Here is a 12,632-nt window from a genome sequence, read left to right as displayed (position 1 = left end):
TGAGTTATTTCATAGTTGGTTCATAACGTTCTGTAAGCCATGTTCTGTTCCTTTGTACTACAAACGGCCCACGCCTCGTACTCCGGTGGCAATCATCTATCTACAGGTTATAAAACCTGTCCTTTCCCGTCGTTCATTTCCTTGGAAAAGATTCCCCTACCATTATTTGGGTTTCTCGCTCGTGGGGTTTACCTCGTTCCACTCCTATCATTTCTTCAAGGACTTCGTCACTGTGGCACTTTAAAGGTAGTCAAACCATATCCGAAAGGACTTAGGTTTTTTCCCTGCCGTTAAACCAGCCTTACAGCCAGAATACCCTAGCTTATGAATTGGCTAGGCACGAACACTACAGCCATCTCAGGCCGTGCGAGCATGGACTTTCCTCTACAACGTTGGCGTTGCAGCGATTACCCAAACGTTATGACATCCATTAGTATAGTGGAAACAAAAAGATTTTGCAACGTTTTTTTCTATGTAAAATGCTTAAACCTTTTCCCACCTTACATCATTCGTATAACTTACTTCCAAATACAGCTTTTTCTAAGTTAGATAAGCGTTTTAAAATATCCGTATTCGTGTTGTTATAAACTGGTTGTGCAACTGGTGTTTGTACAGGTTGTTGTGGAACTTGCGTTACTGCTAGTTTTTGTTCCTCTAATTCACGCTTTAAACGAGCATTTTGTTGCTTTAATTGCTCAAACTCTTTGTGGAAAGCTTCATAGTCTTTAATGATCATATCAAGAAACTTGTCTACTTCTTCTTGCTGATAACCTCTCATACCTGTTTTAAATTCTTTTTCTAAAATATCTTTCGCTGTTAATTTAATTTTATCCGAAATCATTTTCTTCACCTCAAATTTTTACCAAAACTTTCATTAACTAAATTTTTTCAGAAACAATGCTTTTTGTCAATCATATATACGAGTACTATATTACATATTACTCTGCATTATTCCACTGTTCCTCTTCTATTATATCTTGTAAATCAGAAAAAAGAATGAAATAACTGTGATAATTTTCTATTTCCCCTTTTTTCTTTGCTGATTCTACAATATATTTGGGACTTCCTGGTTTTTCTTCATCGTATACCGCTAAAAGCGCATCACTTTTTTCAATAAAAAATTGATTTTTTAATTTAAATTGCTCTGGGCTTTCATACTTCCGTTTCGTGATACTATCAACATGGTCTGCTTGAGAAAGAATAAATTCGTAATATTCACGATTATCTTCTTTCCAATTTTCTTCTTGTTCTAAAAACGGAGTGAATACCGCTAATTTTAAATCAGGATATTCTACTTGCATTTCAAAAACAACTTCAGCAGCCCATAATTCTACACCTAATTGGCCACTTATTATAACCCACTCTAAACCATCTTCTACAAAATTGGTTAATTTACGGTGTAATGCTTTCTTTATACACTCCACTCCTGGATGATCATTTTTAAATATTCCAAGTTCAAATGGCTTATATCCTGTTACTGCAATAACTTTCATATCAACACTCCAATTACAAAAAAAGAACTAGCATTTCGCTAGTTCTAACATATCATTTACTTTTTAAACATTCCACCAACGTTTGGTCCGATATTTGGACCGAATGGTGATACGTTTGGTCCAAACGGAGATACATTTGGTCCTGGACCAAATGGTGATACGTGATGTCCATGATGTCCATGATGTCCATGATGTCCATGACCACACGGTCCACATCCGCCACCGAATCCTGGGTCGATTGGGTCCACAACATTTACATTTGAATTTGTTTGTGGGAAGAAGTTTTGGTTTTTAATTTGTTGATGATGTACATGTGTTGTATGTGTTGGGAAAATGTGTGGCACCACCGTTGTTGAAAAAGAGTGTGTTACGCATTGTTTCGTCGGATGAATGACAGGAGCAGTCGTACAAATAGGTCCTGTAGGCTTATGCCCTCCAAAGCAAGGATGACAATGATGCATAGTTTTTTCTCTCCTCTCTCGTTAAAAAAATCTGATTACACTTTACAGTATGAGAAAAGAGAGAAAGCCGTTTGTTATATATACCCATTTATTACAAGGAAATTTGTCTAGTCCTTTATTTCATTTACATTGTTTTTATAGACAATCCTTCAACATCACTTACCAAAAAAGCCTCCAACTTGCTTTACAATACCTGTCACTTGATTCATCGCATTCATCATTTGTCCAGCTGTATTCATCATTTTATTTACATCATAGTTACCATCTGATGTTTTAAATTGAGAAACAAAACTAGAAAACTGGCTTGGCTGTTGTTGCTTTTGCTTACCCTGCGTCGGGTACGGTTGTTTTGGTGGATAAAACATCGCTTGTTGATTAGCATACGGCGATGGTGGTGGCATATAATATTGCGAATTCATATAAGGCTGCTGCTGTGGTTGATTCATGTATGGTTGCTGAGCTTGTGATTGTTGAGCTTGATTCACATAAGGTTGCTGCTGTTGTGGTTGTTGAGCTTGATTCATAAAGGACACTTCAAACGGTTGATAATAATTTTGATTTCCATAATAAGGCTCGAAAGGATACATATTATACCGTAAATATGTATCCGTATTATATTGGTACATATTTTGCTGTGCATATGGATTCGATTGCTGATATACGTTAGGTTGTTGAAACATGCATTCTCTCCTCCTTCACATAAGTTTCTACATATATAATATGTACCTATAAAATAATATGTGTGATGGAATATATGTCTATTTTTGTCGGAAGTTTAAATTTTTAAAAAATTAAAAAAGAAAACCCTTCCATGCTATGATAATTAAGAAGAAGATTCTCATGGGGGAGGAATCAACATGGTATTAGGGGATTTAAAACAAGCGTTTTCTCAAAAAAAGGGGTATTGCACAGAGAATGCAAATGAATTATTAGACTTTGCGAGACATTGGTATCTCGAAGGAAAAATATGCATATCAGATTATCGAACATTAATAAAAGAATTAGAAATAAACGGCGCAACAAAACCTACAACAATGACAGAAGCATAAAAATAACAAGAGGGCTCTCCCTCTTGTTATTTACATTGCTCAACTATATTTTGCAAAGTATACGAAATGGCTTGGTGTGTTTCAAAGAATCGTTTACCTTTACCTTTATTTACAAAGCATTGCAACACATTCGTTTGTAAATTATCGTATACTTGATCAATTTGCTGTACATGTATATACTTTGGCTTTTCTTCTTTAATCCACGTATAAGCTAGTTCTTTCCACTTCTTTAATTCCTCATCTACCATATCTACAAACGGTTTCATATCCTTATAAAAGTCGTATTCAGTTAGTTCTCTTTTTTTTACATTCGCTTCATTATTATACTGCATGAGTTTTTCTGAAGACTGTATTAATGCTTCATTCTTCATTTCTTTCCCACCTTATTATGCACTCACTACGACGGTTTGAAATGTCTTCACCCAATTCCCTTTTTCTTCGTGATGCACTAATTTATTTTCCATATGTTCAATATGCATTTCTGTTATTTCTATCTTATTACATATTTTTTCACTCGCATCCTTTAATGCATGATTCATTCTAATCCCTATATTCATTTCCAGCAAATCGAGAGAACTTAACATTTGATCCATTTTTTTCATTACATCTTCCTTCTGAACCATCGCCATATACAAAACGCCTCCTTCTTTGCTTTTCCTTTGTCATGTAATTTCGCCGAATGATTCACCACTCCTGCCCACATGACAAAACTAGTTGTTATTCGTCAAAGAAATCATTTCGTATGTCATTTATAGAAATGGTAACAATACAAAAAGGAGGTGTATTACAATGGCAAAGAACAAAAATGAAAAAAAGAAAAACCAAAACAAACAACAAAATAAACCCGAGACTGGCAATCCAAAGCTAGATGGTCCAAACTTCCCTGCTACATAAAGCGAGACTTTATTACGAACATTTAAATTTCAAATCATCCTTAATCTCCTACTAGCATTACGTTTTGAAATTAAAGTTGTAGCACGCATAGCAGGATTTTTTCAAATTAAGAAGTCCCGTCTTCAAAATGGAAGACGGGACTTCTTTTTTATTATATCATGAACTCATCGATCCTTTTAGCAAAACGGTTTACGATAGATAGCCTATAGATTTGTTCTCTCTTTCTTCTATACCATTCTGTTATATTAACTTCCCCTTTAGGTTCTTCAAGTACAAATAACACATTCATTTTCATATTTGCACAAAACCAATCTCTCATTTTTATTTCTTCATGTAAAATAACAGGATAAATATCTCTAAGTGTTGGCGTATAAGACTTTCGAGTTTCCTTTGCGTAAACTTCATAATCTTCTCTAGACCCAGTATGTGTAGTTTGCAGTGCAAACTTATAAAACGAACCATTATAAATTGGATGAAACAATAACCATGCTAATTTTTTTCCTAGTTCTATACGCTTTTGTAACGTTTCAAATTGATAAACCGAAAACCCATACATTCTCCCTTCAATTGTTGGGAAGATAACTGCACTAATATGAAGTCTTTCTTGTACTTTAAAAAGTGCAGTATGGAATACATGTTTTTTAAAATATGTGTTCTCAATGACTGGTTTTTGAATTTTATTTTGTTCATTTATAATAAGCGCTGTCATAAGTCTATTCATATCTCTTCTTTCCCAGAAAAGTAACCATTCTTTTTCCATAAAAATTGATACATTGAAGTATTGCAACAAATGAAAGAGAGGTGCATGTCTCTTCTTACTTTCCTCATACAATAATAGCTGAGGAAATGCATCTAAAAAAATAATCCAATTAGCCTGTTCGTACAGAAGAAATAAATGTTTTTTTACCGTTCTAGGTAAAACAGTAGCATAATATCTCCCTTCTAAATCAGTCATATTCCAGCCCGCATTTCTCGAAACCATACTCGCTAAAAAGGCCCACCTGATTTCACTATTTCTTAAATAATATTCTTGATAAGATTGTGTCCGAGAAATATTGTCCACATTAGCTATTTCTGTTTTCTTTTTAATATTGTGAATGATTGCTTTTTCTTCCTCTATACAAAAATTTTTTTCTCGATTTTGTTTAATTTTCATATAATCATTCCATGTAAACATAAATAAGTCATCATACCTTTCATCAAAAAGGTCACATCTTTTTTCATTTTTTGATATAATCACCTTTGTAAGTAATTCTTAGCAAGTTGGGGGTGGACACACTATGACCATTCGTTACCCAAATGGAAAAAGGTATAATCAAGCTTCACAACCTCAAAAAACACCTATAAAAACACATACTTATAGTAATAGAGGTATGTCCCTTGAAGAGGAATTGAATGAAACAAATCAATATTACTTAACCCATAATATTGCATGTGTACATAAAAAGCCTACACCTCTTCAAATTGTAAAAGTAGATTACCCCGCTCGAAGTGCTGCAGTGGTAAAAGAAGCGTATTTTAAACAACCTTCTACAACAGATTACAACGGTGTATACAAAGGGAAATACATCGATTTTGAAGCAAAGGAAACCAAAAATAAAACTAGTTTCCCACTTCAAAACTTCCACCTTCATCAAATTGAACATATGAAGCAAGTGGTTGCTCATAATGGAATTGCATTTGTTATTATTAAATTTACACTTTTTGATGAATTTTATTTACTAGATGCAAAACATATTATTGCATTTTGGAATCGTCAAAATACTGGTGGACGCAAGTCGATTACGAAAGAAGAAATAGAAGAGCATGGATCCTTATTATCATGCGGTTATCACCCTCGGATTGACTATATCCGTGTACTAGACATGGTTTATTTTTCGTGATAGAGTCATCACTAAGGCTCTTTTTTCGACTTTTGGGGGAGAGAATGAAAGGTAGGAGAAAGTATAATGTCAGATAATTATCGTTCTCGTACAGAACGAAATCATGTGAAAAATCAAGAGAAAAAAACACATAAAGAAGAAAAACCAAAGAAAAAAGGCTCCTTTTTCAAGAAATTCCTTATAGGTTGTCTACTTCTTGGTATCGTTGGTCTTGTAGCCGGCGTTTCCGCTTTCTTTGTTATGGTAAAGGACGCTCCAAAATTAGACAAATCCAAACTTGTTAATCCTTTATCAACAAAGTTTCTCGATAAAAACGGAAATTTCTTCTATGAATACGGTGCTGAAAAACGAACACATGTTACTTATGATCAAATTCCAAAAGTAGTTGAAAATGCATTTCTTGCAACTGAGGATTCGCGTTTCTATGATCATAATGGAATTGATTTTAAACGAACTACAAAAGCAGTTATGGAAAATGTCACTGGTGGTTTCGGTTCCCAAGGTGGTAGTACGATTACACAGCAAGTCGTTAAAAACTACTTTCTAACGATGGACAAAACTGCTAAAAGAAAAGTGCAAGAATGGTACTTATCTTACAAATTAGAGCAACAATACTCTAAACATGAGATTTTAGAAATGTACTTAAATAAGATTAATTTAGGTAACCGTTCATACGGTATTGCGACAGCAGCGCAAAAATATTATGGTAAAGATTTAAAAGACTTGCAATTACATGAAGCTGCTATGCTCGCTGGTTTACCCCAAGGTCCAAACATTTATGATCCAACAAAAAAGGAAAATGTTGAACGAGCAACAAATCGTCGTAATGTCGTATTATCATTAATGAATCGACATGGTTATATAACAAAAGAAGAAATGAATAACGCCGTTAAGATTCCAGTAACTGAGGGCCTTCAACCGTCTTCAGAAGTAACTGAGATGAAGTATCAAGCATTTTTAGATGCGGTTGTAAAAGAAGTTGAAAAAGAATATCCTGATGTAAATATCGGTTCAGATGGTTTAACGATTCATACAACACTTGATCAAGATGCTCAAGATTACGCCGACAAAATTATGGATGGCAATCTTATTAAGTATCCGGACGATCAATTCCAAGGGTCATTCGTATTTATGGATACACAGTCTGGAGAAGTTCGAGCAATTGGTGCTGGACGTAAAGAAAGTAAGTCTACTTTCAAAGGTCATAATATGGCAACTGATTTAAAACGCCAAGTTGGTTCAACAATGAAACCAATTTTCGACTACGGTCCGGCAATTGAAAATTTACAATGGTCTACATACCATCAATTAAACGACTCAGAGTATACGTATTCCAATGGTAAGAAAATACAAAATGCAACAAAGAGTTACAAAGGTGACGTTTCACTACGTGAAGCTTTGAAAAAGTCATTAAACATTCCAGCTTTAAAGACAGCACAAACAGTTGGTCTTAATAAGTCAAAAGAATTTGCTGAAGGTTTAGGCATGACCTTTAAAGAAGGAAAAGTCTACGAATCAACAGCAATCGGTAGTAACGATAGTTCTCCATTAGAAGTAGCAGGTGCATATGCAACCTTTGGTAATAGTGGTAACTATAATAAACCACACTTCGTAAAAGAAGTAACCTTCCCGGACGGGAAAAAGAAAAGCTTTAAACCGAAAGAACATCGCGCAATGCAAGACTATACAGCTTATATGGTTACTGACGTTCTTCGTGACGTAGTAAAACCTGGTTCTGGTGGTACAGGTCCAACAGCATACGTTTCAGGTGTTGACGTAGCAGGTAAAACAGGAACACAAAACTTTGATGAATCAGTTCTTCAAAAATATGACATCCCAGCTGATGCAAACAGAGATAGCTGGTTTGCTGGATATACGCCACAATACACAATGGCTGTTTGGACCGGTTACGAAAAAGATGGTCCAAAAAATTATGTTAGCGATCGCTCCACTAGAATTGCACAGCAAATGTTCCAAGTAATGATGAGCAAATTCGCTACAGATAAATCACGCTTTGAACGTCCTTCTTCTGTACAAGAAATAAACGGAGAGTTATACGTAAAAGGTGCGAAAAAAGATGCAATTAAACAAATTAAAGTAGATGCCCCTAGTGGTCTGAATGTCACTTTTGATGGCGCTAGCACAGTTACACTAAACTGGTCTGGACCAGCAGAAGTTGATGCATATGCAGCCAGCTATAAAGCAACTGACGGTTCAAGTGGTAGCCTATCAATAAGTGGTACGACAGCTACTCTTGGTGGTATTAAACCAGGTGTTACTTACAGCTTCTCTGTAGTAGCGAAAAAAGGTACTGGCACAAGCCCAGCAGTTGGTGCATCCTTCACTGCGCCTGGCGGAACTCCAGATGCAAAAAAAGCTGAAGAAGAGGCTAAGAAAAAGGCCGATGAAGAAGCTAAGAAAAAAGCTGATGAGGAAGCCCAGAAAAAGGCTAATGAAGATAAAGTAAAACAAGACGAAGCTAAGAAAAAGGCTGAAGAAGAGGCTAAGAAACAACAAGAACAGCAACAGCAAGAACAACAACGTAAACAGCAAGAAGAAGCTCAAAAGAAAGCTGATGAGGAAGCTAGAAGGAAAGCTGAAGAAGAAGCTAAGAAAAAAGCTGAAGAAGAAGCTAAGAAGAAAGCTGAAGAAGAGGCCAAGAAAAAAGCTGAAGAAGAGGCTAAGAAACAACAAGAACAGCAACACCAAAATCCCGGAGGAGATACACCTCACGCAGACGGTGCTGTTGTTACAACAGAGTCCTAATATACAAAAAAAGAAGTCCGTTTCTCTTAACGAGAAGCGGACTTCTTTTTTGTTATCATTTTCTTTACATACAGCTTTTCTATTTCGATATACAACTGCGCTAATTGAATATAAGAATGATAATTACTCGGTTTCTTTATAATGAATGAATATCTTTCCATAAAATTAACAGGTTGCACTTTTAATTTATTCGTATTTATTTGCATTTCATTCAAACTATGAACAGGTTGTTCATTTAGCCAATAGACAACCGATAACAAGTGAGCTGAAAAAAGAATCATTGATCCCTCAGCCTCTTGCTTATTTCTATTTCGAAACAGTATAGCAATGTCTTCATGCTTATTTTTCCATACATTCAACATCACTGGAATGCTGTTTTCAATTTCCTTCCATGGCTCATACTGTCTTTCAATATCAAATATAAAGTAAGTATTTTGTATTATCTCTTCAAAAGAATTGTCTGTATGATACTTAATTAAATTTACACTTTCTTTAAAAAATGGTAAACAGTGAAATTCTTTCGGTATTTCTATAACTCGTTCCATCCTTTATTTCACCTTCATTCGCTTCTTTCCTTCACGACATACTTCTAACAGTCTGCATTCCTCACATTGCGGTCGTTGTGCTTTACAATGATAACGTCCAAAGAAAATCATACGATGATGTGTAACTCCCCACTCATCCATTGGTACTTTCTTCATTAATGTTTTTTCTACTTCTAACACAGAGTCTTTCCATCTACACATAGCTAATCGTTTACTCACTCGCTCCACATGTGTATCAACAGCAATTGCCGGAATTCCAAACGCTACGGAAACTACAACATTCGCTGTTTTCCTTCCTACACCTGGTAATTTCGTAAGTTCATCTCGATCGTTCGGTACTTCTCCATTATAGTCATCTAATAACATTCGGCATAATTTTTGAATGTTTTTTGCTTTATTTCTATACAATCCGATAGAGCGTATATCTTGTTGTAATTCTTCTAGAGAAACACTTAAATAATCTTCTGGTGTTTTATATTTTTGAAATAAATTTCTTGTCACTTTATTTACAAGTACATCCGTACATTGTGCAGATAACGCCACCGCGATTACAAGTTCAAATGGATTATCATGAACCAATTCACAATGTGCTTCTGGATACATATCCGCCATTGTGTCTAAACAATAACGGATTTGCGTTTTGTTAAGCATATTTTTCCTCCTATATTACTGCTCCAACCAATTATAAAAAGGCACTTTTCCAGTAAATTTCGTCTCTTGTTTTGTCATTTGTTGTGCCCTTTGTTGATTCGCTCTAAATTTTTGACCTTGATTTTGAGCCTGATCTACCGTTTTAATTCCATTCTTTTTCCACTCAAATAAAATACGATCAATATATCGGAAATTTAGTTTTCCACTCATTACAGCTTCTCTAAGAGCCGCTTGAATTAAATTTGGATGATGTTGATCTTGGTCCTCCCACATCCCTAACGTTTCACATTCGAACGGCGAAAGTGGTCTTCCAAATTCTTTTTCAAATACTGTATATAAATTTACTTGTAGCTGTTTTTTTTCTTTTTGCTCTTCCTCTATTGATTCATCCATTAAGAAATGTAATATTTTTTCCCATAACGGTTGTAAAGAATAACTTTCGCACATCATCGCTTCTGATCTTTGTCCACCTTCTAGTGATAAAAAACCTTTTTGAATCAACGTCTGAATTACTTCCATACATTTCATTTCCGTTATCGTCATCCGTTCAGAAATCTCTGAAGGAGTCGGAAACGAATTACCTGATTCTAAAAATGTGTGTACATGAAGTACAACCATAAATTCCGTCTCATTTAAACCTAATTTTTTATAATGCATCATAAGCAATTTTGGAATTGCAATGCTTCCCTGCTCAAACCACTGTAACATCATTTTCTTTTTCATCACCAAACACCTCGCTCTCTAGTATAACACACCTTTAGCTATTTCTTTTTGCCACAATCCGTCAAAAAAACCTCCCCATTAATAGGGAGGTTTTTTATATTACATGAATGAAATATAAAATTAAGCTTGCACTTTACTTTTCATAAATGTATGGATGCGCTCTAATGCTTTCTCTACTTGTTCAAGAGATGTCGCATATGATAAACGAACATTATTTGGAGCACCAAATCCTGTACCTGGTACAAGAGCCACTTTTTCCTCTTCTAATAGAGCTTTTGCCCAATCATCAACTGTTGCATATCCTGATAAAGCTACAGCTTCTTTTACGTTAGGGAATAAGTAAAATGCCCCTTGCGGTTTAATACAAGTAAAGCCAGGGATTTGAATTAATTTATCATAAATGATGTTTAATCTCTCTTCAAAGGCTTGACGCATTGTTTCCACAGGTTCTTGTGAGCCTGCATATGCCGCAATTGCGCCGTATTGAGCGATTGAAGTAGGGTTTGACGTACTATGACTCGCTAAATTCGTCATTGCTTTAATAAGCTGCTTATTTCCTGCAGCATATCCAATACGCCATCCTGTCATAGAATGAGATTTAGATACACCATTAATAATAAGTGTTTGTTCTTTTAATGCATTAGAAAGCTGGGCAATTGAAGTATATTCTACGCCACCATAAATTAATTTTTCATAAATTTCATCAGAAACGATTAAAATATCATGTTCTAAACATACTTCTCCAAGCTGTTGTAATTCTTCTTTGCTATAAATCATTCCTGTTGGATTGCTCGGTGAATTAATAATAACTGCTTTCGTTTTCTCTGTAATTGCCTCACGCAGCTGCTTTGCTGTAATTTTGTACTCATTGTCTTCTAAACCTTCTACATAAACCGGCTTACCGCCAGCAAGCTTTACTTGCTCTGGATAGCTTACCCAGTAAGGAGTTGGGATGATAACTTCATCTCCCTCATCAAGTAATACTTGGAATAATGTATATAATGCATGCTTTGCACCATTACATACAATAATTTCAGATGGATCATACGCAATACCTTGATCGCGAGTAAATTTCTTCACAATTTCTTGTTTTAACGATTGTAATCCACCTGTTGGTGTATACTTCGTATGCCCTTCTAACATCGCTTTATGTGCAGCATCCATAATATGCTCTGGTGTATTAAAGTCAGGTTCCCCTGCCCCTAATCCAATTACATCATGACCCTCTGCTTTTAATGCTTGTGCCTTTGCTGTAATTTCTAAAGTTGAAGACGGTGTTAAAGCAGCTACTCGCTTTGCTAATTTCATTTGTAGTTCCCCCTACATCTATTTTTCAATGCTATATCGTCTTAAAAATTTTCCATCTTTAAATTCAAGATAGTAATAACTATAACGATTGTCATCATCAATATATGTAACTTCCCATAGTGGTACATCATTTTCAAAGCCTAATTTCACTTTCATAATCTCTTTCGGCTTACTTTTTGATTCCTTACTTTCATTGCCGACTTGCTCTATTGTTCTTTGTATAGCCTCTTTTTCAGAAATACCTTCGCTCTTTTTCCTTACTACAGTATCCCCTTTTTTCTCAGGCACCCAAACGATAAGTTGTTCTCCCTTTTCATCTGTACCTTGCACGACTATATATGCAGATTTTCCGTTGTAATAATCAACAGATTTCACCTTTGTAAGCTTTGCTTTTTCTTTAGCAATTTCTACAAATTTCGACTCTTTTGGAATTTTCTTTCCCATCGCTTTATTATAAACATACGCCCCATATATTCCGCTAGCAACGATAACAATAATGATTGCAAAGATCCACTTTTTCATTGTATCACTACGTTCTGTAAATCGTAAATACAGCTGTTTCTTTATCTTTTTCGTCTAATGCTAGTCCGAACATGAGGTCCTGCTCTTTTAACGTACGATTTAAACTATCAACAATTTTATACAAATCCGACGAATATTTAATACGCGTCGTTGATAGTACTTCGATTTTCTTATCCATGAAAAAACTCCTCCGTTACACAAAAATTTCTAATTATAGAAGAACGCAATGCGGTTACAATAAGAGTACATTCTTTACAACCCCTGCTTCATCACCCATCTATTATAGCAGGACATGTACAGCAAAAAAAGGTTTCAAGTCGAAAACCAACACATTTTG

17 protein-coding genes and 1 other RNA gene are annotated in these 12,632 nt (G+C 35.2%); 4 read left to right on the top strand and 14 right to left on the bottom strand.

The window, feature by feature from the left end; all coding sequences use genetic code 11:
• Positions 1–28: 28 nt before the first annotated feature.
• The 5 genes from rnpB to DN407_RS07685 all read right to left on the bottom strand — a co-directional run bounded on the left by rnpB (position 29) and on the right by DN407_RS07685 (position 2,634).
• Positions 29–419: RNase P RNA component class B (gene rnpB / locus DN407_RS07705), an RNA gene on the bottom strand.
• An 86-nt stretch (positions 420–505) separates the two neighbouring features.
• Complete coding sequence (gene gpsB / locus DN407_RS07700) at positions 506–841, bottom strand: cell division regulator GpsB (RefSeq protein WP_000622431.1); 336 nt, start codon at positions 839–841, stop codon at positions 506–508.
• 97 nt (positions 842–938) lie between these two features.
• Positions 939–1,493, bottom strand: a complete 555-nt coding sequence (locus DN407_RS07695) for an SLOG family protein (RefSeq protein WP_000862915.1) — start codon at positions 1,491–1,493, stop codon at positions 939–941.
• 56 nt (positions 1,494–1,549) lie between these two features.
• The gene (locus DN407_RS07690) at positions 1,550–1,954 is read right to left on the bottom strand and encodes a CotD family spore coat protein (RefSeq protein WP_097918704.1); all 405 of its coding nucleotides are present in this window, start codon (positions 1,952–1,954) and stop codon (positions 1,550–1,552) included.
• A 155-nt stretch (positions 1,955–2,109) separates the two neighbouring features.
• Complete coding sequence (locus tag DN407_RS07685; RefSeq protein WP_149216146.1) at positions 2,110–2,634, bottom strand: YppG family protein; 525 nt, start codon at positions 2,632–2,634, stop codon at positions 2,110–2,112.
• A gap of 177 nt (positions 2,635–2,811) precedes the next feature.
• Between DN407_RS07685 and DN407_RS07680 the strand changes: the two genes are divergently transcribed.
• Positions 2,812–3,003 carry a YppF family protein gene (locus tag DN407_RS07680; protein ID WP_000242652.1) on the top strand — a complete coding sequence of 64 codons (192 nt, stop codon included), beginning with the start codon at positions 2,812–2,814 and terminating at the stop codon, positions 3,001–3,003.
• A 26-nt stretch (positions 3,004–3,029) separates the two neighbouring features.
• Here the strand turns inward: DN407_RS07680 and DN407_RS07675 are convergent, their stop codons facing one another.
• Together DN407_RS07675 and DN407_RS07670 are read right to left on the bottom strand one after the other, a co-directional pair.
• Positions 3,030–3,374 (bottom strand): YppE family protein, encoded by a 345-nt coding sequence (locus DN407_RS07675; RefSeq protein ID WP_000786940.1) that lies wholly within the window; start codon positions 3,372–3,374, stop codon positions 3,030–3,032.
• A gap of 15 nt (positions 3,375–3,389) precedes the next feature.
• Positions 3,390–3,632 carry a hypothetical protein gene (locus DN407_RS07670; protein ID WP_070757132.1) on the bottom strand — a complete coding sequence of 81 codons (243 nt, stop codon included), beginning with the start codon at positions 3,630–3,632 and terminating at the stop codon, positions 3,390–3,392.
• Positions 3,633–3,717: 85 nt separating this feature from the next.
• Between DN407_RS07670 and DN407_RS32730 the strand changes: the two genes are divergently transcribed.
• Entirely contained in the window at positions 3,718–3,897 is a 180-nt protein-coding gene (locus DN407_RS32730) for a hypothetical protein (protein ID WP_001987054.1), read from the top strand.
• Between the two features lie 151 nt (positions 3,898–4,048).
• Here the strand turns inward: DN407_RS32730 and DN407_RS07665 are convergent, their stop codons facing one another.
• Positions 4,049–5,074, bottom strand: a complete 1,026-nt coding sequence (locus tag DN407_RS07665) for a DUF2515 domain-containing protein (protein WP_000495650.1) — start codon at positions 5,072–5,074, stop codon at positions 4,049–4,051.
• 103 nt (positions 5,075–5,177) lie between these two features.
• On the opposite strand from DN407_RS07665, the gene recU reads away from it, so the two are divergent.
• Together recU and DN407_RS07655 are read left to right on the top strand one after the other, a co-directional pair.
• The gene (recU, locus tag DN407_RS07660) at positions 5,178–5,780 is read left to right on the top strand and encodes a Holliday junction resolvase RecU (protein ID WP_000155598.1); all 603 of its coding nucleotides are present in this window, start codon (positions 5,178–5,180) and stop codon (positions 5,778–5,780) included.
• A 66-nt stretch (positions 5,781–5,846) separates the two neighbouring features.
• Positions 5,847–8,546: a PBP1A family penicillin-binding protein gene (locus tag DN407_RS07655; RefSeq protein WP_001283099.1), complete on the top strand. Its 2,700-nt coding sequence runs from the start codon at positions 5,847–5,849 to the stop codon at positions 8,544–8,546.
• 26 nt (positions 8,547–8,572) lie between these two features.
• Here the strand turns inward: DN407_RS07655 and DN407_RS07650 are convergent, their stop codons facing one another.
• The 6 genes from DN407_RS07650 to DN407_RS07625 all read right to left on the bottom strand — a co-directional run bounded on the left by DN407_RS07650 (position 8,573) and on the right by DN407_RS07625 (position 12,473).
• Positions 8,573–9,091: a YpoC family protein gene (locus DN407_RS07650; protein ID WP_149216145.1), complete on the bottom strand. Its 519-nt coding sequence runs from the start codon at positions 9,089–9,091 to the stop codon at positions 8,573–8,575.
• A 3-nt stretch (positions 9,092–9,094) separates the two neighbouring features.
• Positions 9,095–9,742 carry an endonuclease III gene (gene nth, locus DN407_RS07645; protein ID WP_000933034.1) on the bottom strand — a complete coding sequence of 216 codons (648 nt, stop codon included), beginning with the start codon at positions 9,740–9,742 and terminating at the stop codon, positions 9,095–9,097.
• Between the two features lie 15 nt (positions 9,743–9,757).
• Positions 9,758–10,465: a DNA replication protein DnaD gene (dnaD, locus tag DN407_RS07640; RefSeq protein WP_000728552.1), complete on the bottom strand. Its 708-nt coding sequence runs from the start codon at positions 10,463–10,465 to the stop codon at positions 9,758–9,760.
• Positions 10,466–10,585: 120 nt separating this feature from the next.
• A complete protein-coding gene (gene aspB, locus DN407_RS07635; RefSeq protein ID WP_000761571.1) occupies positions 10,586–11,773 on the bottom strand; it encodes an aspartate transaminase AspB in 1,188 nt (395 codons plus the stop codon).
• A gap of 18 nt (positions 11,774–11,791) precedes the next feature.
• A complete protein-coding gene (locus tag DN407_RS07630) occupies positions 11,792–12,295 on the bottom strand; it encodes a cell wall elongation regulator TseB-like domain-containing protein (protein ID WP_000758739.1) in 504 nt (167 codons plus the stop codon).
• 7 nt (positions 12,296–12,302) lie between these two features.
• Entirely contained in the window at positions 12,303–12,473 is a 171-nt protein-coding gene (locus DN407_RS07625) for a YpmA family protein (RefSeq protein ID WP_000358352.1), read from the bottom strand.
• Between the last annotated feature and the right edge of the window lie 159 nt (positions 12,474–12,632).

Source organism: Bacillus sp. JAS24-2, assembly GCF_008274905.1.
GTDB classification, from domain to species: domain Bacteria; phylum Bacillota; class Bacilli; order Bacillales; family Bacillaceae_G; genus Bacillus_A; species Bacillus_A cereus.
The sequence above is the reverse complement of the archived record's forward strand: the minus strand, read 5'-3'. Positions and strand labels throughout refer to the sequence as shown.